The sequence below is a fragment of the Vreelandella neptunia genome (assembly GCF_022489065.1).
GTDB classification, from domain to species: domain Bacteria; phylum Pseudomonadota; class Gammaproteobacteria; order Pseudomonadales; family Halomonadaceae; genus Vreelandella; species Vreelandella neptunia_A.
The window spans coordinates 28,506-52,184 of record NZ_JAKVTW010000013.1; the positions used below are offsets into that span (position 1 = coordinate 28,506).

Genomic DNA, 23,679 nt, shown 5'->3' on the forward strand with positions numbered 1-23,679 from the left:
ATGCAGCAAGCTCCTTCCTCTCCTGAACGTATAAGCGTTGCGGTGGGTGTGTGTGTGGTTATGCTCGCCACGTTGCCACGTTACATGGCGGGCGGGCATGAAACGCGTCAAACACTCATTGCTATTGCTTTTACGCTAGTTGCTGTTGCGGCCATTGTTCAGTGGCGCCTATTGCCGGTACTGTCTCGCCAGCGACTACCTAAGTTATTCAAAAGGTTAGTCGCGATGTTGCTGCTTGGGACGGTGATAATGGGGGGTTGGCACGCCTTGTTTACTGACTGGATCAGTTGGCAAGTATTCATTTCCCACGGTGCCACCCTTGGCGTGCTCCTTCATGCGGTAAGTTTATGGTGGTCAAAAGAGCGCCAGCTAGGCTAGAACCAGTTAATAAGTGAAGCACAAGTTGAAAAAGTCGCTGCACGTGTCACAAAGCAGTAGAATGGTAAAAATGGCGCAGCATAGGGCTAATAACGATGTTAAGTACGCCCTAAAGCAGTTAATTGATCGCATATTCCCTTGTTTTTGCAATCACTGCCCCCATGTTGCGAGCATGGTGCTTGCCACCGTGCGTTGGGGTTCTTAAAATTGCCCCTTTGATCTTTTTAGACGCAATCAGCACAATTACACGCAATCAACACAACGCCCAGCCGTTAGAGGACAATTCATGCAAGTTTCTGTCGAGACGACCTCCCAGATCGAACGCCGCATCACCATTCAAGTGCCGGCGGCCGAAATTGATGGGGCCGTTAGCGCTCGCTTGAAAGACACAGCGAAGAATGTTCGCTTGAATGGTTTTCGCCAGGGCCGGGTGCCAATGGCAGTAGTTCAGCAGCGCTACGGCCAAGACGTTCGTAACGAGGTGGTCAGTGAAGTAATGCGCGAACGCTACGTGCGCGCTATTGCTGAAGAAGGCCTAAACCCGGCTGGCTTCCCACAAATTGAGCCTTCCGTTAATGAATCAGGCAAAGACCTTGAGTTCGTGGCGGTAATGGAGATCTACCCTCAGGTAGAGCTGGCTTCAATTGAAGGTACTGACATTGAACGCCCAGTGGTAACCGTTAGCGATGCAGATGTCGATGAAATGATCGACACGCTGCGTAAGCAAAACGCCGCTTGGGAAGAAGTCGATGCTGCTGCCGCCGACGGTGATCAAGTGACTATCGACTTCCAGGGCTATATTGATGACGAGCCGTTCGAAGGCGGTAGTGCAGAAGGTCATTCACTGGTCATTGGTTCTAATAGCTTTATTCCAGGTTTTGAAGAGCAGTTGATTGGCGCCAAAGCAGGCGAAGAAAAAACACTCAGCGTCACCTTCCCTGAAGATTACCAAGCTGAGCACTTAGCTGGTAAAGAAGCGAGCTTCAAGGTCACGGTCCATAAAGTCAGCAGCCAGAAACTACCTGAGGTAGATGCTGAATTTATCGAGCGTTTTGGTGTGGAAGGCGGTGACCAAGAAAAATTCCGCGCTGAAATTAAAAAGAACATGACTCGCGAAGCCTCGCAGGCGGTTGATAACCGCGTGAAGCAGCAAGTGCTAGATGCGCTTAAAAAGGTTAACGAGATTCCTGTTCCGAGCGCACTGGTTCAGCAAGAAACGGATGGCATGAAGCGTCAAGCGGCTCAGCAGTTTGGCCTAGGTGAAGATTTTGACGTTAGCCAGTTGCCCAATGAGCTTTTCGAAGAGCAGGCAAAAGGTCGTGTTCAAGTTGGTTTATTGCTGGCTGAAGTGATCAAGGCTAACGAACTGGATGCTGACGATGACGCTATCAAAGCTAAAGTGACCGAGTTGGCTGAGCAGTACCAGGATCCTGATGAAGTGGTCAGCTACTACATGGGTAATGAAGAGCTGAAAACCCAGGTTAAATCTGCCATTCTCGAAGAGAAAGCGGTTGCTAAGCTGCTTGAGCAGACCAACATTAAAGACGTTGAAATGACTTATCAGCAAGCCCTTGCCGCTGCGCAAAAGCAGGCAGAGCAAGATGAGGGTGCTGAAGAAGGCGAGCAAGCTAACGCCTAACACCCTGGAGTGTGGCGCACCCCTATGTCGGTGCGCCTTTCCCTTCCCGGACGCAAGGAATCACCTGAATGAGTGAGTTTGATATTCAAAACGCCGGCGGTCTAGTGCCCATGGTGGTTGAGCAGAGCGCCAAAGGGGAAAGAGCCTACGACATTTACTCACGCCTTTTGAAAGAGCGTGTGATCTTTTTGGTAGGCCCTGTAGAAGATTACATGGCTAATTTGGTTGTCGCCCAGTTGCTGTTTCTGGAGTCAGAAAATCCAGATAAAGATATTCACCTGTATATCAACTCGCCAGGTGGTTCAGTCACCGCGGGGATGTCGATTTACGACACTATGCAGTTCGTGAAGCCGGATGTTTCTACGGTCTGTATTGGGCAAGCCGCTAGCATGGGCGCGCTGCTGTTAACAGCAGGTGCTGCTGGCAAGCGTTATTGCTTACCCAATTCACGAGTGATGATTCATCAGCCGCTGGGTGGCTACCAAGGCCAGGCGTCTGATATTGAAATTCATACCCGTGAAATCCTGGGTATTCGTGAGAAGCTGAATCAAATTCTGGCTCATCATACGGGCCAAGATATTGAAACTGTCTCGCGTGATACGGACCGGGATAACTTCATGAGCGCCAATAAAGCCAAAGAGTATGGCTTGATTGATGCAGTGCTGGATAAGCGGCCTACATCCTGATAGCGTGATAGGATTCTGCTTTTCTAACGAGCTTTTCCGGCGGCGTAAGCCGCCGCAGTGATAGAGGTATGCGAATGGCCGACGGCAAAGGCAAAGACGAAGGTGGCAAACTGCTCTACTGCTCGTTTTGTGGTAAAAATCAAAACGAAGTACGTAAGCTGATTGCGGGCCCGTCCGTCTATATCTGCGATGAGTGTGTCGACTTATGTAATGACATCATTCGCGAGGAAGTTCTCGAAGCCGATGCCGAGAGCGACGACGAGCGTTTACCTACACCTCGCGAAATACGCCATACGCTTGATGATTACGTCATCGGACAGGATCGCGCCAAAATGGTGCTTTCTGTAGCGGTGTACAACCACTACAAGCGTCTAAAAACAGATGTGCGAGACGGCGACGTTGAGTTAGGTAAATCGAATATTCTGCTAATTGGCCCGACGGGTAGCGGTAAAACGTTGCTGGCGGAAACCATGGCTCGGCTGCTGAATGTGCCTTTTACCATTGCAGATGCAACCACGCTGACCGAAGCCGGTTATGTCGGTGAAGATGTTGAGAACATCATTCAGAAGTTGTTGCAGAAGTGCGATTACGACGTCGAAAAAGCTGAACGCGGCATTGTTTATATCGATGAAATAGACAAGATTTCACGCAAATCAGATAACCCTTCCATCACTCGAGACGTTTCGGGTGAGGGGGTTCAGCAGGCACTGCTTAAGCTAATTGAAGGCACTACCGCTTCTGTCCCCCCACAAGGTGGGCGTAAGCACCCGCAGCAGGAGTTTGTCCAAGTTAATACTGGCAATATTCTGTTTATCGTTGGCGGTGCATTTGCAGGTCTTGATAAAGTTATTCGAGATCGTGCTGAAAAGGGCGGTATTGGTTTTAATGCGGCAGTGAAAAGCAAGGAGTCCTCCCGTGGGGTGGGTGAATTGCTGGCTGACGTTGAGCCTGATGATCTCGTGAAGTTTGGCCTGATTCCTGAGTTTGTTGGTCGCCTACCAATCATAGCGACGCTGATGGAACTCACAGAAGATGCGCTAGTGCAGATTCTGACAGAGCCTAAAAATTCACTGATCAAGCAGTACGCCAAGCTATTTGAAATGGAAGGTGTGGCGCTTGAGTTCAGAGATGAAGCGCTACGTGCCGTTGCCGAAAAAGCGATGGAACGTAAGACAGGTGCTCGTGGCCTGCGCTCTATTTTAGAATCTGTGCTGCTAGACACCATGTACGAGATTCCGTCCCTTGAAGGCGTCAGTAAAGTCGTGATTGATGGCTCAGTGATTGCCGGTGAGAGTGAACCTCTGCTGATTTACTCTCAGCAGGAAGAAGCGCGTGTCGACGGCACTGATGGTTAGTGACTAATTGATACCGGCCCCAGCTTTAACCGCTTGCGCTAAAACCAAGGGGTCGCTTAGGCGACCCCTTGTTGTTGAAGAGCGTTGTTGCGAAGTGTTACTGCCCAGTCCGTTCAAAGCTAATGTGTTAAAGCCAGTTTATTGACGACTCTGCAGTACTTTTCCAAGTACTCTTTTTAAGTACTCATTCGATTTGCCGAGGAACGTCTGCGATGCAGCAGAACGCCGAACAGACACAATGTCTACCCCTTTTACCATTGCGCGATGTGGTTGTTTATCCGCAAATGGTCATCCCCCTTTTTGTAGGGCGTGAAAAATCGATCCAGGCGCTTGAGGCGGCGATGGAGGCTGATAAGCGTGTACTACTGGTGGCCCAGCGTGAAGCTTCTCAGGATGAACCGGATAACGCTGATCTTTATTCTATGGGTACCGTGGCTGACATTATGCAGCTACTCAAGCTTCCTGACGGTACCGTCAAAGTGCTCATTGAGGGTAATTTTCGCGCGGATGTCCTGAGTGTCGAAGAGAGTGAGTCCGGCTACACGCAGGCGCATTTAACGCCCCGAGAGAGTGAACCACTCACCAGCCGTGAACAAGAAGCGCTGGTTCGCGTGCTGCTTAATCAATTTGAGCAGTACGTAAAACTGTCCAAAAAAGTCCCCAACGAAGTGCTTAACTCACTGTCGGGGATAGAAGATCCAAGCCGCCTGGTGGACACCATTTGTGCTCACCTGTCGCTTAAGATCGGTGATAAACAAGAGCTGCTTGAAATGGATCGCGTGCGTGATCGCATTGAGCACCTAATGGCGCTGATTGAGTCTGAAATTGATCTGCTTCAAGTAGAGAAGCGCATCCGCTCGCGCGTAAAGGAGCAGATGGAGAAAACCCAGCGTGAGTACTATCTCAACGAGCAGATGAAAGCTATCCAGAAAGAGATGGGTGAGCTGGATAATGTGCCAAATGAAGCTGAGAAGTACGAGCTGGCGATTAAAGAATCAGGTATGCCGAAAGAGGCGTTTGAGAAAGCCACGCAAGAGCTTAATAAGCTCAAAATGATGGCCTCAAACTCCGCCGAAGCGACCGTGGTGCGCTCCTATCTTGATTGGTTGGTGGCGGTGCCGTGGAAAAAGCGCACACGTGTAAAGCATGATCTCGTCAAGGCACAGCAAGTGCTTGATGAAGATCACTACGGCCTCGAAGAGGTCAAAGCACGCATTTTAGAGTATCTGGCCGTACAGACGCGTGTACGCAAGATGAAAGGCCCTGTGTTGTGCTTGGTAGGCCCACCTGGCGTAGGTAAAACGTCTCTCGGCCAATCCATCGCCCGCGCTACCAACCGTAAATATGTGCGTTTGGCGCTGGGTGGGGTTCGTGATGAGTCCGAAATTCGTGGCCATCGACGCACCTATATTGGTTCGTTGCCAGGCAAATTGATGCAGCGCATGAGCCGTGCCGGGGTTAAAAACCCCTTGTTCCTGCTTGATGAGGTGGACAAGCTGGGTATGGATCATCGAGGTGATCCCGCGTCTGCACTGTTGGAAGTGCTTGATCCCGAACAGAATAATAGCTTTAGTGACCATTATTTAGAGCTTGACTACGATCTTTCAGAGACGCTGTTCATTTGTACCGCCAACTCGATGAATATCCCCAGCGCTTTGCTTGATCGTATGGAGATAATTCGTCTGCCGGGTTACACCGAAGATGAGAAGCTAGCTATCGCTAAGCGCTATTTATTGCCTAAGCAACTAGCAGCCAACGGGTTGAAAGGCGTTGAGTTAACGCTGGAAGACAGCGCTCTATTGGAGCTTATTCGCTATTACACCCGTGAAGCAGGTGTGCGTGAGCTCGAGCGGCAGATTGCCAAAGTGTCGCGTAAAGTGCTGCGTGAACGTCTTGAAAATGAGCGTGATCCAACCTCTGATAAAGGCGGACAAAGCTTAACGGCTGATCAGATTGAGCACTATGCGGGTGTGCGCCGTTACAGTTATGGCTTGGCAGAGAAAGAAGATCAAATTGGCCGTGTCACGGGTCTTGCCTGGACATCCGTGGGTGGTGAACTGCTCAACATTGAGTCAGTAGTCACGCCAGGCAAAGGCCGAATTAACAAAACTGGCTCACTTGGCGATGTTATGAAGGAGTCGGTTAGTGCTGCGCACACGGTGGTCAGGGCCAGGGCAGAAGCGTACGGAATTGATCCTGAGCGGTTTGAAAAAGAGGATCTACATATTCACGTACCTGAAGGTGCAACGCCTAAGGATGGCCCCAGTGCGGGTATTGCGATGGTGACGGCGATTGTCTCTGCCTATACTCAGCGAGCAGTGCGTTGTGACGTTGCTATGACCGGCGAAGTCAATCTGCGTGGAGAAGTGCTGCCAATAGGTGGCCTGAAGGAGAAATTGCTGGCAGCCCGCCGCGGTGGTATAAAGACTGTGCTAATTCCTGAAGAAAACCGTCGTGATCTCAAGGAAGTACCTGACAATATCAAAGGAGCATTGGATATTCGTCCGGTACGTTGGATAGATGATGTCTTAGCCGTCGCGCTAGCTGATAAGGTTGAAGATGGTGCGCAGTTGAAAAGCACCGACGCATCGTTTAGCAATAACGTAGTTGCTAGTACCCATTAAGCTGTTAAAGTCCTCCGTGGTCTTTAATTTTACTTAATATTAATGCTCGCTGCTACGTGTGGCGGGTATCTCACGGCATGGTTGCTTGACAGATGTTTCATGGCATTGCTATAAAACGCAGCTATGCTTTGATCGTCGTACCCACCGGTGACCATGCCGTTCAGAGCCATTTTTTGAAACAGTCAAGGGGTGAAGAGTGAATAAGTCCGAGCTGATTGAAGCCATTGCCGCATCTGCAGATATCCCGAAAGCAGCGGCAACCCGCGCATTGGATGCCATGGTGGAGTCTGTCACCGATAGCCTTAAGAAGGGTGAAAGCGTATCACTGGTAGGTTTTGGTACCTTCGCAATCAAAGAGCGTGCAGCGCGAACTGGCCGTAACCCACAAACGGGTCAGCCAATTCAGATCAGTGCTGCAAAAGTACCCAGCTTCAAAGCAGGTAAAGCACTGAAAGACGCCGTCAACTAATTTGACCGCGTTTGCTGTAACCTTATGGGCGCATCGCACTGGCGATGCGCCCATGTTATTTTCTGGCCCTCTATTTGTTAGGATTTAGCGGGTCAATGTGTTTGGCTGTGACAATCTGAGGCTAGCATGCTGCAAAGTATTCGAGATGGCTCCAGGAGCTGGGGTGCCAAAATTATTATCGGTGTTATGGTCGCGGCCATGGCACTTTTCGGGATTGAGTCTCTGTTTGGGCTTTTTGGCAGCGATCCAGACGAAGTAGCGAGTGTTAACGGGCAGCCGATTATGCGCCAGCAAGTTGAGCTAGAAGTTCAGCGCGCTTTACGTTCAGGGCAGGTGCCACCGGAGCAGGAGCGAGCCCTGCGTAGCGATATGCTTGATCAGCTCATCACCCAGCAACTGCTATCTCAATACGCTGAAGATGGTGGTTTCAGCGTGTCGGATGAGCAGTTAGACCAAATGATTGTCAGCCTACCTGAATTTCATGACCAGGATGGTCGATTCTCCGCTGAAGTATTTCGTAACCGTTTAGCTGGCGCAGGCTATACGCCATTGTCATTTCGCCAGGAGTTACGTGTCGATATTCAGCGGCAGCATTTGCAGCAAGGGTTAGCCTTTAGTGATTTCAGCCTACCTAATGAGCAAGAGCGGTTGGCAGAATTGCAGCGCCAGCAGCGGAGTTTGCGCTACGTTGTATTGGATGGAGATGACGTTGAGGCTGACTCCAATGTGAGTGAGGAAGATCTTCAAGCGTTTTACGATGCCCACCAGGACCGCTATGAGCGCCCTGAACAGGTGCGCATTGAGTATGTCATGGTTGATCGTCAGGAAATGGCTGAAGGCCGTGACGTAGATGAAGAGGCATTGCGCAATGCATGGCGCGAGCAGAACCGTGATGCTGATCGCCGTGTATCCCACATCATGATCACCTTTGGCAATGAGCGAACCCAAGAAGAGGCGCAGCAGTTAGCCGAAACAGCCCGGGAAGCGCTCAATAACGGTGAGTCCTTTGCAGATACTGCTCTGCGCTATTCTGACGACACTGCTAGTGCAGAAGAGGGCGGTGATCTTGGCGTTATCACTCGTGGCTTCTTTGGCGACAGTTTTGATGAAGCTGCTTTTGGTCTTGAAGAGGGGGATGTGTCCCAGCCGGTTGAATTGGATAGTGCTTTCCACATCATTCAGGTTACCGATATTCAAGGCCCGACGTTTGAAGAGCAGCGCGATGAGCTGGCACGTGAAGTAGCGCTACGTGATGTTGACGATGAGTTTAATCAGCGCGTTCAGCAACTCATTGATGAAAGTTTCGCTGCAGACGATCTGGAAAGTGTGGCTGAAAGCATTGGACTGACACTCAATGAGAGCGATTGGCTGGCTCGTGACGATTTGGCGGACGGTGTGCTATCGGAGCCTGGCGTTATGTCAGCAGCGTTTAGCAGCGACGTGTTGGAAGAGGGGTATAACAGCGAAGTTATCGAGTTGGATCAGGATCGCCGCATGGTGCTGCGTGTTGCTGAACAGCGTGAAGCGACCGTTTTATCCCAGGATGATGTCCGTGAAGAAGTCGAAATTTCTGTGGCTGCCGAACAACAGCAGCAAGCCCTGCGTGAAGAGGCGCAATCGCTAATCGCAGCGCTGCAAGAAGATAGTCAGGTTGAGGTTGATTGGCTCGAAGCCAACAACGTGAGCCGGCAAGCCGATACCACCGTACCTCAAACGATTGTTCAGGAGGCTTTCCGTATGCCGCGTCCTGAAGAGGGTGGAAGTGTTTATCGGGCAGTTGAGCTGCCTCAAGGTGTAGCCGTTGTAGCGTTGGATAGCGTTACCGACGGTGAGGTCGATGAACAAATGGAGACATTCGTTTCACAAATGGCCGAGCAGTTGCGCGCTCAATCAGTTCTGCAGGGGTTGGTTGCTGACTTGCGCAGTGATGCAGATATAGAGCGATAGATACGCTTAAATTGATCCAAAAAAAGCCGATCTCGCGATCGGCTTTTTTATATCTGTCAACAGTGGTCAGGTGTCAGGTAATTCGGTGTAAGAGAACTGACGCAATCTTGGCGCTGTGTGATCCGAGCGTTCGACCACAATATCCCAACCATATTCAGCATTCCAATCGCCTAATACATAACGCGTAGCGGGGACGTCTTCAACCGTCAGGTCGTGTACGTCAGGGCGATGAGTGTGCCCATGAATCATGGTGGCAACACCAAACCGCTCCATCAACGAGACGACTTCCTGTTGGGTCACATCCATGATTGCCTCCGCTTTATTGGCGTTGGCCTCACCGGACTGCATGCGCAGGCTTTTGGCCAGCTCCAGACGTTGCTCTAGCGGTAGAGCCAGCATTTGCGCTTGCCACTCTGGATTACGGGACTGCTGACGGAAGGCCATATAGGCCTCATCCTGAGTGCATAAGCTATCGCCATGAAGAAGTACCACGGGTACCCCTTGAAGCTCGACTTCCTCAATGTCAGAGAGCAGCATTGCCTGACAGGCGTTAACAAAGCGCTCGCCGAGTAAAAAATCACGATTGCCGTGCATCAAATAGACAGCGGTGCCCTCGCTGCTAAGCTTTTGTAAACGCTTAATGACCTCTTGGGCGACAACGCTAAGGGGATGGGTCTCGGCATCCAGAAGATCATCTCCAATCCAAGCGTCAAAAAGGTCGCCCAAAATGTACAGAGCATCTGCTCCTGGGGCAGTATGCTCAAGGTAACGGTAAAACCCCTGATTAATCTCAGGGGTATCGCTACTCAGATGCAGGTCAGCAATAAGCAGTGTGCGCATAAGGCTCCCGGGGTTATTCCGCTTCCTTGACGTAAGCGCGCTCGATAATCACATCTTCAGACGGAACGTCCGCGTGCATGCCGCGACGGGTCGTGGCTACGTTTTTAATTTCGTTGACCACATCCATACCGTCAACGACTTCGCCAAAGACCGCATAGCCCCAGCCTTGAAGGCTTTTACCGCTATGATCCAAAAAGCTATTGTCGCCCACGTTGATAAAAAACTGCGCCGTCGCAGAGTGTGGATCCTGGGTGCGAGCCATGGCTAGCGTACCGATAGTGTTTTTTAAGCCGTTGTCGGCTTCGTTATCGATAGGGTCGCGGGTCGGTTTTTGCTCGAAGTCTTTATCGAAACCACCGCCTTGAACCATGAACCCGTCAATTACCCGATGAAACAGGGTACCGTCATAGAATCCGTCGCGAACGTACTGCTCAAAATTCGCCGCGCTAATCGGCGCTTTTTCGTGGTTAAGAGCGATGGTGATGTCACCGTGGTTCGTCTGTAATACGATCATTGATAAATTCCTGTTCAATAAAGGCGTTCGCCTTGGCGCTGTGCATCGGCGTCACGTTATAATAGCGGTTTTGCCCTGCACCGCGAAGGGCCATAGGAGTATCCTATGTCCTCCCGGCTCAGCACGCCATCCACCATGAGGTTATCAAACACCACCATGACCAACGAGACCACCCCAGCGCCGAACTTCATTCGCAACCAAGTACGCGACGAAATCGAGGGCGGCCAGGTCACTAAAATCGTGACGCGCTTCCCCCCGGAGCCCAACGGCTTTCTACATATCGGCCATGCGAAGTCGATCTGTCTAAATTTCGGGCTGGCGGAGCAAATGGGTGGCGAGTGTCATCTACGCTTTGATGACACCAACCCGGCGAAAGAAGAGCAAGCGTACATCGATGCGATCAAAGAAGATGTCAGCTGGCTAGGCTTTGAATGGGCGGGCCCGGTACGTTTTGCCTCCGACTACTTTGACCAGCTCTATGCCTGGGCTCAGCACTTAATGCGTGAAGGAAAGGCCTACGTTGATGACCTTTCGCCAGATGAAATCCGTGAGTATCGCGGCACCCTAACGGCACCGGGTAAACCCAGCCCCTACCGCGAACGCAGCATAGATGAAAACCTTGATCTGCTTGAGCGGATGAGCAAAGGTGAGTTTGGTGAGAGTGAAAAAGTGGTGCGCGCTAAAATTGATATGGCCTCGCCTAATATCAATCTACGTGACCCGATTCTGTACCGCATTCGCCATGGCAGCCATCACCAGACCGGTGATAAATGGAAAATCTATCCCTCTTACGACTTTACCCATGGCCAGTCTGACGCCATTGAGGGGATTACCCACTCAATCTGCACGCTGGAATTTGAAGATCACCGTCCGCTGTACGAGTGGTTCTTAAATAATTTACCGGTACCTGCAAAGCCACGTCAGATTGAATTCGCACGACTGAATCTCGATTATACCCTGACCTCCAAGCGCAAACTAAAGCTGCTGGTAGACGAGAAAATAGTTGATGGTTGGGATGATCCTCGCATGCCGACGATCTCCGGTATGCGCCGCCGCGGTTACACGCCGGCGTCTATTCGTAAATTCTGCGAAATGATTGGTGTAACCCGCGCTGACGGTGGCTTGGTCGATATCGCCATGCTTACTCATGCGATTCGCTCGGATCTGGAAGACAATGCCCCCCGGGCCATGTGCGTGCTAAATCCGTTAAAAATCGTACTTACCAACGTGCCGGAAGATCACGAAGAAGTGTACGAAGTGCCAGGGCACCCTGCACGTGAAGACATGACGATGCGTAAGGTGCCGTTTGGCCGCGAGTTGTACATCGATCAAGATGACTTTATGGAAGATGCGCCCAAAAAGTTCTTCCGCCTGGCACCGGGTAAAGAAGTACGCCTGCGCAATAGCTACGTGATTCGTTGCGACGAGGTGATCAAAGACGCCGCCGGAGAGGTCACCGAACTGCACTGCTCGGTCGATTTCGATACGCTGGGCAAAAATCCCGAAGGGCGTAAGGTGAAAGGCGTCATTCACTGGGTCAGCGCTACCCATGGTGTGCCTATGGAAGTGCGTCTTTACGACAACTTGTTCACCGTTGAGCAGCCGGATCGCGATAAAGATGTCGATTTTCTCGATCACTTGAATCCAGACTCTTTGGTCGTTTGCCAAGCCATTGGTGAGCCAAGCCTTGCCGCTGCAACGCCTGAGTCACGCTTCCAGTTCGAGCGCGTCGGTTATTTCTGCGTAGATCGTCATGACTCAACGCCAGAGCATTTGGTGTTTAACCGTACCGTAGGTTTGAAAGATAGCTGGGCGAAAATAAAACAGAAGGGTTAAGGAAAACGTCATATGCACATTTACAATACGCTGACGCGTCGCAAGGAAGTCTTCACTCCGCTAGTGGCGGGAAAAGTGAGCATGTATGTCTGCGGCATGACGGTGTATGACTATTGCCACCTAGGTCACGCCCGCGTCATGGTCGCCTTTGACGTGATCACACGCTATTTGCGTGAACGTGGTTATGACGTTAATTACGTGCGCAATATTACCGATATCGACGATAAGATTCTCAAGCGTGCCGATGAGAATGGTGAAAGTATCACCGCGCTGACCGAGCGTATGATCGATGCCATGCATGAGGACGAAGCTCGCCTCAACGTCTTGCCGCCAAGTCACGAGCCGCGTGCCACGGGGCATATCGGCGATATCGTAGCAATGATTGAAACGCTGATTGAAAAAGGCTTTGCCTACCCGGCAGACAATGGTGATGTCTACTACCGGGTGCGCAAATTTGCCAATTACGGCAAGCTCAATAATCGCCAGCTCGACGATATGCGGTCTGGTGCGCGGGTTGAAGTGGATGTTCATAAAGAGGATCCGCTCGATTTTGTGCTCTGGAAGGCGGCTAAGCCCACAGAGGCGCACTGGTCGTCACCCTGGGGCAATGGTCGGCCAGGTTGGCACATCGAGTGCTCCGCGATGTCAACTTGCTGCCTGGGCGAAACCTTCGATATTCATGGCGGTGGGCCGGATTTGACCTTTCCGCACCATGAAAACGAGATTGCGCAAAGTGAAGCAGCCACGGGTAAAACCTACGTCAATACCTGGATGCATGCCGGTGCGGTGCGGGTGAATCAGGAGAAGATGTCTAAATCGCTGGGCAATTTCTTTACCATTCGCGATGTGCTCGCCGAGCATGACCCAGAAGTGGTGCGTTTTCTGCTGGTGGCCAGCCACTACCGTAGCCCGATAAACTACTCGGTCGATTCACTGACCGAGGCGAGAAAATCGCTCACGCGCTTATACACGGCGTTGGAAGGGGTTGAAAGCGATGCGATCAGCAGTCAGACATCTAATTATCGCGAGCGCTTTACTCAGGTAATGGACGATGACTTCAATACCCCTGAAGCTCTGGCGGTGATGTTTGAATTGGCTCGAGAGGTCAACCGAGCTAAACAAGAAACCCCTGAGCAAGCGCCTAAACTGGCGGCTGAACTGAAGCAGCTAGGTGCTGTTTTGGGTCTTCTTCAGCAGGTGCCGCAAACGTTTTTAAAAGGCACGCAGCAGCAAGGTATGCCGCTTAGCGAAAGCGAGATCGAAGCGAAAATCGCTCAGCGTATTGATGCCAAAGCGAATAAAAATTTCGCCCAAGCGGATGCGATTCGTGATGAGCTTGCAGCCTTGGGGATTATTCTTAAAGACTCCCGAGAAGGGACGTCTTGGGTATTTGAGGCGCCTTAATCAAAAACCTTAATCACTCGTTGGCAGCTTATGCGCTAACTTAAACGCTGATGGCTCTTATAATGGTTTTATAAGAGTCTCAGTCGTTAAAAGCCCACTGCAAAAGGAATTCAAAGATGCGCTTTTCAATTAAGCCACTCATCGCTACCTGTGCTGTATCTGCGCTTGCTCTTTCTCATGCCAGTGCCAACGATCCCGTCGTGGTTTCATCCAAAATCGACACAGAAGGCTCGGTGCTGGGCGAACTGATTATCCAAACCCTAGAACGCAATGATATTGCGACCGAAAATCGCTTGCAGCTTGGCGGTACCAGCGTTGTGCGTGCGGCTTTGGAAGCTGGTGAGATTGATCTTTACCCTGAATATACGGGCAATGGTGCTTTCTTTTTTGATATGACCGACAGCCCGGTATGGAACGATGCCGAAGAGGCTTATGAAAGCGTGCGTGAGCGTGACGCTGAGCAAGACCTTATTTGGCTGCAGCCCGCCAGTGCGAATAACACCTGGGCGATGAGTATTCGCGAAGATGTCGCCGCTGAAAATAAGTTGGTGAGCTTAGACGATCTGGCTGCCTATTTGGCCGATGGTGGTGAGTTCAAATTTGCTGCAAGCGCTGAGTTTGTCGAATCGGCTCAAGCGCTTCCTGCCTTTCAGGAAGCCTACGGCTTTGAGTTAAGTGATGACCAACTGCTAGTACTCTCTGGCGGTAATACCGCTGCCACTATGCGTGCCGCTGCCCAGCAAACCAGTGGCGTTAATGCCGCCATGACTTATGGCACTGATGGGGGCCTAAGCGCATTGGGGCTTGTTGTACTTGAAGACTCCAAGGGCGTGCAGCCGGTGTATCAGCCTGCACCCGTAGTTCGTGCTGATGTGCTTGAAGCGTATCCGGAAATGGAAGCCCTCCTCAACGAGGTCTTCGCTACCCTCGATCTGGTCACCCTACAAACGCTTAATGCGGATGTTGCCGTCAATGGTTTGTCTCCTACCCAAGTGGCCAGTGACTACCTTGATTCGCTTGATAATTAATGTTGACGCTCGGGATGACTGATTAATGTCACTACTGGATGCACTGCCCACCCCGCGGCTTAGGTGGGGCCGGCTGCACCCTAACATTGTGCTTGTTAGCCTTAGCCTTATCATGCTGGCCGCATTCTGGTTGCTTGATGTGGTTAGCATGGCCCCTAATCGGATCGTATTGGGAACAGGGCACAGCGCGCTTGAAGCCTTTGGCTGGCCTGGCGCACTGCTGGCCACGCTACTGATCGCAACCGTTGGTATTTTCGCGTGTCAACCAAGCCAACGACACTATCGCGCTTTGCTGGCGACAATCGTTTTGTTGATGGCATTAATGCCAGTGGGGTTGATTGCCAGCAGTTATTTGCTCATTGATCCAGAGCTTCCTCAGGCGCGTTTGGGTTTAGGTGCGGCGTATTGGGTAGTGCTGTTTGTGCTGTTGCTGTGCTTAATTGAAATACGCTTACGATTAAACCTTACCCGCCTTTGGCCCACACTGTTGCTAAGCGGTGTAGCGTTGTTGTGGTGGTTGTGCGCCACATTCTGGCTGGATAGCCTTGCACTAGTACAAGAGTTTAAAGCCCGAGATCAACAGTTTGTGCGCGCTATTGGCCAGCACATAAGGCTGGTAGGGATCGCTGTCAGCATTAGCGTGGTTATGGGCTTGTCACTGGCGATGCTGATGCGCCGCTATGAGCGCTTGCAGAAGGGAGCTTTTGCGGTGCTTAATTTTCTACAAACGATACCCAGCCTGGCGCTATTTGGGCTGCTGCTTGCCCCACTTGCCTGGCTTGCCGCTAACGTGCCTTTTTTAGATCGAATTGGTGTAAGCGGGATTGGCACAACGCCCGCCTTGATCGCATTGGTTGCCTACAGCCTGCTACCCATGGTGCGCAATACCTATACCGCACTTGAAGAAGTAAGCCCTGATACATTAGAAGCCGCCAAAGGCATGGGCATGCGAGCTGGCCAGCGCTTCTGGCAGGTGCGGTTACCACTGGCACTACCGGTGCTGTTGGAAGGAGTTCGGATCACCACTGTGCAGGCTATTGGGCTCACTGCCGTTGCCGCCCTGATTGGTGCCGGCGGGTTAGGCACTTTTATTTTTCAAGGCTTAGGCCAAGCGGCCATGGATATGGTGTTACTCGGTGCGCTACCCATTTTAATGTTGGCTCTGATGGTCGATGCAGGCTTAGGTGCGCTAGCCGAAGCGCTGCGCCCCGGAGGAATAAGATGATTGAGCTTTCCCACGTCTCAAAGCGATTTGGTGAAGAAACAGCGGTAGATGATATTTCGCTACGCGTGGCTAAAGGCAAATTCTGTGCATTAGTAGGTACTTCTGGCTGTGGAAAATCGACCACACTGCGCATGATCAACCGTTTAATTGAGCACAGCGAGGGCGACATCCTTCTTGATGGGCAGGCGATAGAAGTATATGACCCGGTAAAACTGCGCCGTCGAATTGGCTATGTTATCCAACATACCGGCCTGTTTCCTCACTGGAGTGTGGCGCGCAATATCGGCTTGGTGCCACGTCTATTAAAGTGGTCAGCAGCAGACGTTCAGACGCGAGTCGAAGAGTTGATGGATTTACTCGGCTTGCCAGTGGGGGAGTTCGCCCATAAATACCCTCACCAGCTTTCTGGCGGCCAGGCTCAGCGGGTAGGGGTGGCAAGGGCTCTCGCTGCCGACCCCGATATTTTGCTAATGGACGAACCCTTTGGCGCGCTTGATCCGATCACTCGCGAAAAATTGCAGGATGAACTCGCCAAGCTGCAGGCGCGGCTACATAAAACAGTGGTGTTCGTGACCCACGATATGGATGAAGCGCTCAAACTGGCAGATCACCTAGTGGTCATGCGTGAAGGTCGTATTGTCCAGCAAGGCACGCCGCTGGCGCTGTTACAACACCCGAGTGATCCCTTCGTGGAGTCAATGCTGGGAGGGCTTGAACGGGGGCTCAAGCAGGCGGCACTCACTCGGGTTAAAGATCACATGACATCTATGGGGCCCACGTTGCCTGCACAGTCCCGTATCCCTTCAGATTTTTCGTTGCGCCAGGCGCTCTCCATGATGCTGCGTGATCATAGTGATCGGCTTACCGTCGTCGATCAGCACGATGTGCCGATCGGAGAGCTTTCATTGCGGAGAATTATCAAGGAAGCCCAACTCGATAAAGGAAGCGCGCGTGAGTAATTCGCTCGGCGCTGCGCGACAGCGTCAACAGTCTTCACCGTGGCTGTGGCCACTCATTTGGGGGGCATTGCTGCTAATTAGCGTGGTAGCCATGGCCAGTGCCGAGCCTCTCTTCCGCTGGATTGAGCCTGATGCCCGCCAAGTAATCTATGGGCGTGCCGATTTTTATGTGCTGCTTGGGCGCCACTTGTTAGTGGTGGGCATTGCGGCTTTGGTGACGATTATTATCGGCGTGTTGGCGGGCATTGCGGTCACACGTGAGCGTGGGGGTGACTTTCTGCCCCTAGTGGGTCAGTTAGCATCGCTTGGCCAAACCTTTCCACCGGTGGCCGTCTTAGCGCTGGCTGTGCCTGTCTTGGGGTTTGGTACTTTACCTATTATTGTCGCCTTGATGCTCTATGGACTGCTGCCAATCGTGCGTAACACGCTTACTGGCTTGCAGGAAGTGGATCCCGATATTAAAACCGCGGCCCATGCAATGGGTATGACTGCTGTGCAAACCCTACGTCAGGTAGAGCTGCCCTTAGCAGCGCCGATCATTCTGGCAGGCATACGCACCTCAGTGACCATTAATATCGCTACCGCTGCGCTGGGAGCGACTGTGGGCGCGAGTAACCTGGGTGACCCGATTATTTCCGGTATCGTGAACGGCAATATGGCCTATGTGATTCAGGGCGCGCTAACTATTGCGTTACTGGCGTTAACCGTTGATAGCTTATTTGAAGTGCTGCAGCGTCAACTTCGTTCTCGTCTTTCTACTTCATAACCTGTCTGCTTCATAACCACTCTGTTTTAACATTCCTGTTTTAACTTCCCTACTTTAACCTCTCTGTTTTAACTGATCTGCGCCTTAAGTAGCATCCCTAAAGTGCTTGTGCTGCGTTACTGTCCTAGTGTTGTGGTAGCCCTAGATGTTGTGTTGGCCAATGGCAGATAAATCCACTGGCAAAAACGGTCAATACCAACAACACTGCCCTCAAAAGGGGTAAAACAAGGACAATAATGATGACACAGTTTGTACACCAGCCGGACTTTATGACCGGCGACGAATTTTCAATTCCTACCTTCAGCCTGCTTAACGCCGAAGGTGAGCTTCATGGTGGTGCTGTTGAGCCCGCGCTGGAGCGTGATCACGCTCGGCGCATATACCAAGCGATGCTTGCCACACGTATTCTCGATGAGCGGATGATGGCAGCTCAGCGTCAAGGACGGCTGAGTTTCTATATGCAGTGTACCGGCGAAGAGGCCGCCGTAGTGGGCGCTACTGCTGCGCTCAATGATGCCGATATGATCATGGCGCAGTACCGTGAGCAGGGCGCCTTGATGTATCGCGGCTTCTCGATTGATGAATTTATGAATCAGCTGTTCGGCAATGAGCTGGATTACGGCAAAGGCCGCCAAATGCCGATTCACTATGGGTCGCGTAAGCTACACTATATGACCATCTCTTCTCCCTTAGCCACCCAGATTCCTCAGGCGACGGGTTACGCTTATGGTCAAAAACTCGCGGGGAATGGTCACTGCACGTTAACTTTTTTTGGTGAAGGCGCAGCGTCGGAAGGTGATTTTCACGCCGCGCTGAATATGGCCTCAGTGCATCATGTGCCAGTGATTTTCTTCTGCCGTAACAATGGTTATGCCATTTCCACGCCAGCTGTCGAGCAGTTTGCGGCCGATGGTATCGCCCCGCGTGCCTTTGGGTATCACATGCACGTGATTCGGGTCGATGGTAACGATGTATTGGCGGTGTATGAGGCAACGCGACTAGCGCGCAAGATAGCCGTAGAGCAAAATCAGCCAGTCTTGATTGAAGCCATGAGCTATCGCCTTGCTGCGCACTCCTCCTCTGATGACCCTTCAGGCTACCGCTCAAAAGATGAAGAAGAGATATGGCGCGCCAAAGATCCCTTGCTGCGGCTGCAAAAGTGGCTGTTGAAGAAGCAGTGGTGGAGCGAAGAGGAAGAAGCTACGCAGCAGGAAACCCTGCGCAGAGAAGTACTGGAAACCATGAAGCGGGCTGAAAAGCGCTCATCGCCGCCTCTAGAAAGCCTGATCAGCGATGTGTATGCCGATATTACGCCAGCGCTGCAGCGCCAATTCGATCAGTTAAAACGCCATATTCGCCGCTATCCAGAGGCTTACCCCCGCGGGGCACAGTCGTTGGACTTGGATGTTGGCACAGACACTGATTCGCAGGGAGAGGCGTAATATGGCTACTATGAACATGCTCCAGGCGATCAATAACGCCCTGGATATCGCCATGGCTGAAGATGAAAAAGTCATCTGCTTTGGCGAAGACGTGGGTATTTTTGGTGGTGTATTTCGGGCCACCAGTCACCTGCAAGAGAAGTACGGCAAAGCGCGCTGTTTTAATACACCGCTGGTTGAGCAGGGAATTATCGGCTTCGCCAATGGCTTAGCGGCTCAAGGATCGGTGCCCGTGGCGGAAATTCAATTCGCCGACTATATCTTTCCCGCCTTTGATCAAATTGTTAACGAAACCGCCAAGTTCCGCTACCGCTCCGGCGATCTGTTTAACGTGGGTGGGCTAACCATTCGCACGCCTTACGGTGGGGGCATTGCGGGCGGCCTTTACCACTCCCAATCTCCGGAAGCCTATTTCACCCATACCCCTGGCTTAAAAGTGGTGGTGCCACGCAACCCTTACCAAGCCAAAGGGCTGCTCCTCGCCGCGATTCGCGATCCGGATCCCGTGCTGTTTTTGGAGCCCAAACGCCTCTACCGCGCCGCAGTAGGCGAAGTGCCCGAAGAGGATTACCAGCTACCCATTGGAGAAGCTGAAATCACTAAAGAGGGCACCGATATTACCGTGGTGGGCTGGGGTGCACAGATGGAGGTGATCGGCAAAGCAGTCGAATTAGCCGAAGAGCAGGGCATCGCCTGTGAAGTGATCGACCTGCGCTCACTGCTGCCCTGGGATGCGGATACGGTGGCTGAATCGGTGTTAAAAACCGGCCGGCTCGTGGTGAGCCATGAAGCCCCGTTAACCGGCGGCTTTGCTGGTGAAATCGCCGCCACTATTCAAGAGCGTTGTTTTCTCTACCTGGAATCGCCGATTGCACGGGTGACCGGGCTGGATACGCCTTTTCCCTTGGTATTGGAAAAAGAGTACCTGCCTGATCACCTGAAAATTTTTGAAGCGATTCGCGAAAGCGTCAACTTTTAGTGGCTATTAATGCCTAAGAACGCATGGGGAGAACAACAATGAGCGATTTTTTACTGCCGGATATTGGCGAAGGCATCGTTGAGTGCGAAGTGGTCGAGTGGCGGGTCGCCGAAGGCGATCAAATTGAAGAAGACCAGCCCATCGTTGAAGTCATGACTGATAAAGCGCTGGTGGAGATTACCGCCCCCGAAGCCGGTGTAGTGACCAAGCTCTATGTGGCCCAGGGCCAAATTGCCAAAGTCCACGCGCCGCTATATGCCTATCAAGTAGATGGGGATAGCCAGGCCGAGTCAGAAACTCCACAATCGGCTGCCGATGACACGCAGAGTGAACGGTCGGCAGCTGCCTCCACTGCTGAAAGTACTTCTGCTGCGGGCCGCTTATATAACAAGGTTCCCGCCAGCCCCGCCGTTAGGCGCCTGGTGCGTGAACACTCTTTACTACTCACGGAGATCGCGGGTAGCGGTAAAGATGGCCGGGTGCTGAAAGAGGACGTGCTGGCGCACCTTGACCAAGCACCGCAAGCAGCCGCTTCATCTAAGCAAGCCGCCGTTAAAACCCAAACCGAAAACAGCGCGACCAGGGTTGAGCCACTGCGCGGCGTGCGAGCGGTGATGGCCAAGCGTATGGTCGAAGCGGCCAGCACCATTCCGCATTTCCATTACGGCGAAGAGATCGACGTGACCGCACTGTTAGCGCTTCGGGAACGCTTGAAACCGGTAGCCGAGGCCCAGGGCGAACGGCTAACGCTAATGCCTTTCTTTATGAAAGCCATGGCGTTAGCGGTCGCCGAAGAGCCTATCGTAAACGCCCAGTTAAAAACGGCAGGGAATGAGCTGCACTACTACCCCCAGTGTAATATCGGTATGGCGGTGGATAGTAAAGCAGGCCTGATGGTGCCCAATGTTAAAAACGTCGAGCTCTTAACGCTGCTGGAGATCGCTCGTGAAGTAGGCCGGTTAACCACGGCGGCACGGGAGGGGCGGGTTGACCAAGCGGATTTAAAGGGAGGCACGATTAGTATTTCCAATATCGGCGCGCTCGGTGGCACCTACGCTGCGCCGATTATTAACGCTCCTGAAGCCGCTATCGTGGCGATTGGGAAAACCCAGTGGCTGCCACGTTTTGACGACCAGGGTGCAGTGCAGCGCCGGGCGATTATGACAATCACTTGGGCAGGTGATCACCGTTTTATCGACGGCGGTACCATTGCGCGCTTCTGCAATGCTTGGAAGGGCTTTCTGGAGGCGCCGGAAACCATGCTGCTTCACTTGGGCTAACAGGCATGCCTCAGGCGCCGCTTCAGCAGTTCTATATACCCGAAGAGCAGTCGGTTTATCTGCTGAGCCATCACGATGCCCGCAAGCTGAAAGACTGGGTGGCGCTGTGTCAGGCGCAGCTCACCCAGTTGGGCTATCAGGGTATCGAACTCATTGGCAAGGGCGCCTACGGCTTTGTATTTGCCGGTAGTACCGTCCATCAGGGTGATACTGCCCATTATGTGTTTAAGTTCTCACGCATCACTCTACCCACACATCTGCAAGAGCGCCTCGAAGAGGAGGCGTTTATGCTGGATCAGGTCTCGCACCCGCGCATACCTGGCTTAATCGCCTATCAGCGCTCTCGAGGCCAATCTATTTTGGTCATGGAGCGAGCGCCAGGCCTAAATTTAGAGCAGGTGTCGCTTAAACAGGGACGCCTTTCCGCACGCTTGATTGTGCGCATCGCGGCGCAGTTAGCCGATATTCTGATTACGCTGCGCCGAGAAACCGGCCCTCAGTCCCGGCCCGTCGTGCATGGCGATATCAAGCCCTCAAACTTGGTGTATGACGCCGAAAAGGAGTCTGTTGCGCTGATTGATTGGGGCTCATCGGTCTTTGCCCAGCTAGACGCGCAGCTGCAGTTTGTGGGTGCCAATGTTATGGAACTCATGTCCGATAATTTGCAGCAAACCAATGCTCGCCTGGGCGATGTGTACTTCATCGGAGAAGAGCAGTTGAACGGGGCGCTCTCTTCGCCGCGCTTTGACGAGCAGGGAGTCGCCGGGACACTTTATGCCCTGGCGTCGGCACAATCCTGCCGCTTTGGTCATCGAGCCATTCCCGCCAGTTCGCTGGGCTTACCCATGGAGTTTGCTCGCACCTTGGACGGCATGCTTGATCCCGACCCTCAGATAAGGCGCAACGCGGGTGACTACTTCGTGCAGAGTATGTCGCGTATGGCCAGAGTCGTGATGATTGATTTTCCTGCTGGCGTGCAAGTTCCCCTAGTGCCGGTTTGGGGGCGTCCTGCTGAGCAGGAGATTGATACGGTCGTGTATAGCTCACGCAAAGCCTTTCTGCGTGAAGTCTTTTCACAAGAAGAGCATGCTCAAGAAACTCTGAATGACGTCAATGATGTGCAGCTAGACCGCTACTACAAGCAGTTTATGCAGGGGATGGGAGAGACCGAAAAGGCTTTTTTGGCCTCAGTGAGCCGGTTGGGAAAATATCCTGTAGTGGGAGGATTGGCGGTGCGATGGGAACGGGAAGGGGTATATATCGACTCGTCGTTAAATCTTCACGACCCGGCGCTAAAGCCTGCCTTTATCGAAGCTGTTAATAATATGGTGCACCTGGCGCGGGCGATTCATCGCCAAGGGGTATTCAAAAGCTGCCTGTTCAATGCCCGCCAAACACTGCACTTAGAACGAGCTTCAGTGGACGAAGCCTTTGTCAGCGAGCCAAACATGGAGATCAGTTATGAGCTCAGTGCAGTGCCGGAGCTTGAAGATCGCACCCGTCAGCACAGCTATTTTGAAGATGGGCCCGATCCCGAAGAGCTGCTCGTGCTGCCTGAATCGATAATGCGCGTGCTTCAGCAACTAAACGACATACATCATACCGGTATGATTATTTTTGAAGCGTTACCCCAGCACCTCAAAATTCATAGCTACTACCGTTTGCTTGATCCTGCCAAAGAGCATGAATTTCGCACGCTGCTGGCGAGTATCCTTGCGTCGGTAAGCCAAATTGAAGGTTTAGGGGTCTCCGGCTTTATGAAAATGCCCTATAAAGACACCCGCTATTTTGCTCACATGGAAAAGCAGCCAGAGCGCTACTACCCCCGGGACCCGCGTGAGTATGTGAAAAAATTGTCTGAACATTAATGGCTTTGCATATTCAGCGTTACTAGCCAGGCTAGCAGCTATCTAAGGTAAAACACGCTATTGATATCATTCTTGCATGACGAGTGGAATGTATTTATGGGCTGCTCAGTATGTAGAGTTTAGGCATGCAGATGCTTAACTATTGCAGTGATGATAAAGCAATTAAAATGCCTTCGAGTTTGTGTATAAGCTATTGTGTGTTTCTTTGAAGAGTAACTCTATTGATTTTGCTGTTATCGAATTTATCGTGCGTCAAAAAGTCGCTATGGGCAGTACCAGCGCCGACTTGCAAGCCGGTAGAGGCTAAGCGAAAAATTGATAGAATTGAAAACAATGGTAAAACCAAAGGGTTGTTTCGGCCAGGCAGGTGCATATCATCTTGCTTCATTGGCAATGTGATATTAAAGTGAATATGCGGGAGCTTTAATTCAAAAAAATCT

Annotated in this window: 20 protein-coding genes; 17 read left to right on the forward strand and 3 right to left on the reverse strand. The window is 51.9% G+C overall.

Annotated elements, in window-relative coordinates; all coding sequences use genetic code 11:
- The 7 genes from MLE19_RS15685 (at position 1) to MLE19_RS15715 (ending at position 9,098) form a co-directional block, all read left to right on the forward strand.
- Complete coding sequence (locus MLE19_RS15685; RefSeq protein ID WP_240719076.1) at positions 1 to 378, forward strand: hypothetical protein; 378 nt, start codon at positions 1 to 3, stop codon at positions 376 to 378.
- Positions 379 to 664: 286 nt separating this feature from the next.
- The gene (gene tig, locus MLE19_RS15690; RefSeq protein ID WP_240719077.1) at positions 665 to 2,017 is read left to right on the forward strand and encodes a trigger factor; all 1,353 of its coding nucleotides are present in this window, start codon (positions 665 to 667) and stop codon (positions 2,015 to 2,017) included.
- A 68-nt stretch (positions 2,018 to 2,085) separates the two neighbouring features.
- A complete protein-coding gene (clpP, locus tag MLE19_RS15695; RefSeq protein ID WP_113270706.1) occupies positions 2,086 to 2,703 on the forward strand; it encodes an ATP-dependent Clp endopeptidase proteolytic subunit ClpP in 618 nt (205 codons plus the stop codon).
- Between the two features lie 74 nt (positions 2,704 to 2,777).
- Positions 2,778 to 4,058, forward strand: coding sequence for an ATP-dependent Clp protease ATP-binding subunit ClpX (gene clpX / locus MLE19_RS15700; protein ID WP_240719078.1), 1,281 nt, complete (start codon positions 2,778 to 2,780; stop codon positions 4,056 to 4,058).
- A gap of 212 nt (positions 4,059 to 4,270) precedes the next feature.
- Positions 4,271 to 6,682: an endopeptidase La gene (lon, locus tag MLE19_RS15705; protein WP_240719079.1), complete on the forward strand. Its 2,412-nt coding sequence runs from the start codon at positions 4,271 to 4,273 to the stop codon at positions 6,680 to 6,682.
- 196 nt (positions 6,683 to 6,878) lie between these two features.
- Positions 6,879 to 7,151 (forward strand): HU family DNA-binding protein, encoded by a 273-nt coding sequence (locus MLE19_RS15710; protein WP_007114333.1) that lies wholly within the window; start codon positions 6,879 to 6,881, stop codon positions 7,149 to 7,151.
- Positions 7,152 to 7,277: 126 nt separating this feature from the next.
- Positions 7,278 to 9,098, forward strand: a complete 1,821-nt coding sequence (locus MLE19_RS15715) for a SurA N-terminal domain-containing protein (protein ID WP_240719080.1) — start codon at positions 7,278 to 7,280, stop codon at positions 9,096 to 9,098.
- Positions 9,099 to 9,164: 66 nt separating this feature from the next.
- Here MLE19_RS15715 and MLE19_RS15720 read toward each other — a convergent pair whose 3' ends face one another.
- Genes MLE19_RS15720 through MLE19_RS23045 form a run of 3 tightly spaced genes read right to left on the reverse strand, consistent with a single transcriptional unit; the run spans position 9,165 to position 10,546 of the window.
- Positions 9,165 to 9,938, reverse strand: a complete 774-nt coding sequence (locus MLE19_RS15720) for a UDP-2,3-diacylglucosamine diphosphatase (protein WP_240719081.1) — start codon at positions 9,936 to 9,938, stop codon at positions 9,165 to 9,167.
- A gap of 13 nt (positions 9,939 to 9,951) precedes the next feature.
- Positions 9,952 to 10,452, reverse strand: a complete 501-nt coding sequence (locus tag MLE19_RS15725; protein ID WP_240719082.1) for a peptidylprolyl isomerase — start codon at positions 10,450 to 10,452, stop codon at positions 9,952 to 9,954.
- Positions 10,424 to 10,546, reverse strand: coding sequence for a hypothetical protein (locus MLE19_RS23045; RefSeq protein WP_008956874.1), 123 nt, complete (start codon positions 10,544 to 10,546; stop codon positions 10,424 to 10,426). The genes MLE19_RS15725 and MLE19_RS23045 overlap by 29 nt, the downstream gene beginning before the upstream one ends.
- Positions 10,547 to 10,608: 62 nt before the next feature.
- Here MLE19_RS23045 and MLE19_RS15730 point away from each other — a divergent pair, with 62 nt between their 5' ends.
- The 10 genes from MLE19_RS15730 to MLE19_RS15775 all read left to right on the forward strand — a co-directional run bounded on the left by MLE19_RS15730 (position 10,609) and on the right by MLE19_RS15775 (position 23,239).
- Complete coding sequence (locus MLE19_RS15730; RefSeq protein ID WP_240719174.1) at positions 10,609 to 12,288, forward strand: glutamine--tRNA ligase/YqeY domain fusion protein; 1,680 nt, start codon at positions 10,609 to 10,611, stop codon at positions 12,286 to 12,288.
- Positions 12,289 to 12,300: 12 nt separating this feature from the next.
- A complete protein-coding gene (gene cysS, locus MLE19_RS15735) occupies positions 12,301 to 13,692 on the forward strand; it encodes a cysteine--tRNA ligase (protein WP_240719083.1) in 1,392 nt (463 codons plus the stop codon).
- Between the two features lie 116 nt (positions 13,693 to 13,808).
- Positions 13,809 to 14,720 carry a glycine betaine ABC transporter substrate-binding protein OsmF gene (gene osmF, locus MLE19_RS15740; protein WP_240719084.1) on the forward strand — a complete coding sequence of 304 codons (912 nt, stop codon included), beginning with the start codon at positions 13,809 to 13,811 and terminating at the stop codon, positions 14,718 to 14,720.
- A 25-nt stretch (positions 14,721 to 14,745) separates the two neighbouring features.
- Positions 14,746 to 15,945: an ABC transporter permease gene (locus MLE19_RS15745; RefSeq protein WP_240719085.1), complete on the forward strand. Its 1,200-nt coding sequence runs from the start codon at positions 14,746 to 14,748 to the stop codon at positions 15,943 to 15,945.
- Positions 15,942 to 16,904: an ABC transporter ATP-binding protein gene (locus MLE19_RS15750; protein WP_240719086.1), complete on the forward strand. Its 963-nt coding sequence runs from the start codon at positions 15,942 to 15,944 to the stop codon at positions 16,902 to 16,904. Before MLE19_RS15745 ends, MLE19_RS15750 begins: the two co-directional genes overlap by 4 nt.
- On the forward strand, positions 16,897 to 17,670 hold the full coding sequence (locus MLE19_RS15755) for an ABC transporter permease (protein ID WP_240719087.1): 774 nt from the start codon (positions 16,897 to 16,899) through the stop codon (positions 17,668 to 17,670). The genes MLE19_RS15750 and MLE19_RS15755 overlap by 8 nt, the downstream gene beginning before the upstream one ends.
- A gap of 239 nt (positions 17,671 to 17,909) precedes the next feature.
- Positions 17,910 to 19,112: a thiamine pyrophosphate-dependent dehydrogenase E1 component subunit alpha gene (locus tag MLE19_RS15760; RefSeq protein WP_240719088.1), complete on the forward strand. Its 1,203-nt coding sequence runs from the start codon at positions 17,910 to 17,912 to the stop codon at positions 19,110 to 19,112.
- Between the two features lies 1 nt (position 19,113).
- Positions 19,114 to 20,091 (forward strand): alpha-ketoacid dehydrogenase subunit beta, encoded by a 978-nt coding sequence (locus MLE19_RS15765; RefSeq protein WP_007114321.1) that lies wholly within the window; start codon positions 19,114 to 19,116, stop codon positions 20,089 to 20,091.
- Between the two features lie 38 nt (positions 20,092 to 20,129).
- Positions 20,130 to 21,371, forward strand: a complete 1,242-nt coding sequence (locus MLE19_RS15770; RefSeq protein WP_240719089.1) for a 2-oxo acid dehydrogenase subunit E2 — start codon at positions 20,130 to 20,132, stop codon at positions 21,369 to 21,371.
- 5 nt (positions 21,372 to 21,376) lie between these two features.
- Positions 21,377 to 23,239 carry a protein kinase domain-containing protein gene (locus MLE19_RS15775; protein ID WP_240719090.1) on the forward strand — a complete coding sequence of 621 codons (1,863 nt, stop codon included), beginning with the start codon at positions 21,377 to 21,379 and terminating at the stop codon, positions 23,237 to 23,239.
- Positions 23,240 to 23,679: the final 440 nt, after the last annotated feature.

Excerpts from the sequence above, each read along its gene's own strand:
- MLE19_RS15685 (WP_240719076.1), top strand. The coding sequence starts at position 1 with ATGCAGCAAGCTCCTTCCTCTCCTGAACGTATAAGCGTTGCGGTGGGT.
- tig (WP_240719077.1), top strand. The coding sequence starts at position 665 with ATGCAAGTTTCTGTCGAGACGACCTCCCAGATCGAACGCCGCATCACC.
- clpP (WP_113270706.1), top strand. The coding sequence starts at position 2,086 with ATGAGTGAGTTTGATATTCAAAACGCCGGCGGTCTAGTGCCCATGGTG.
- clpX (WP_240719078.1), top strand. The coding sequence starts at position 2,778 with ATGGCCGACGGCAAAGGCAAAGACGAAGGTGGCAAACTGCTCTACTGC.
- lon (WP_240719079.1), top strand. The coding sequence starts at position 4,271 with ATGCAGCAGAACGCCGAACAGACACAATGTCTACCCCTTTTACCATTG.
- MLE19_RS15715 (WP_240719080.1), top strand. The coding sequence starts at position 7,278 with ATGCTGCAAAGTATTCGAGATGGCTCCAGGAGCTGGGGTGCCAAAATT.
- MLE19_RS15720 (WP_240719081.1), bottom strand. The coding sequence starts at position 9,938 with ATGCGCACACTGCTTATTGCTGACCTGCATCTGAGTAGCGATACCCCT.
- MLE19_RS15725 (WP_240719082.1), bottom strand. The coding sequence starts at position 10,452 with ATGATCGTATTACAGACGAACCACGGTGACATCACCATCGCTCTTAAC.
- MLE19_RS23045 (WP_008956874.1), bottom strand. The coding sequence starts at position 10,546 with ATGGCCCTTCGCGGTGCAGGGCAAAACCGCTATTATAACGTGACGCCG.
- MLE19_RS15730 (WP_240719174.1), top strand. The coding sequence starts at position 10,609 with ATGACCAACGAGACCACCCCAGCGCCGAACTTCATTCGCAACCAAGTA.
- cysS (WP_240719083.1), top strand. The coding sequence starts at position 12,301 with ATGCACATTTACAATACGCTGACGCGTCGCAAGGAAGTCTTCACTCCG.
- osmF (WP_240719084.1), top strand. The coding sequence starts at position 13,809 with ATGCGCTTTTCAATTAAGCCACTCATCGCTACCTGTGCTGTATCTGCG.
- MLE19_RS15745 (WP_240719085.1), top strand. The coding sequence starts at position 14,746 with ATGTCACTACTGGATGCACTGCCCACCCCGCGGCTTAGGTGGGGCCGG.
- MLE19_RS15750 (WP_240719086.1), top strand. The coding sequence starts at position 15,942 with ATGATTGAGCTTTCCCACGTCTCAAAGCGATTTGGTGAAGAAACAGCG.
- MLE19_RS15760 (WP_240719088.1), top strand. The coding sequence starts at position 17,910 with ATGACACAGTTTGTACACCAGCCGGACTTTATGACCGGCGACGAATTT.
- MLE19_RS15765 (WP_007114321.1), top strand. The coding sequence starts at position 19,114 with ATGGCTACTATGAACATGCTCCAGGCGATCAATAACGCCCTGGATATC.
- MLE19_RS15770 (WP_240719089.1), top strand. The coding sequence starts at position 20,130 with ATGAGCGATTTTTTACTGCCGGATATTGGCGAAGGCATCGTTGAGTGC.
- MLE19_RS15775 (WP_240719090.1), top strand. The coding sequence starts at position 21,377 with ATGCCTCAGGCGCCGCTTCAGCAGTTCTATATACCCGAAGAGCAGTCG.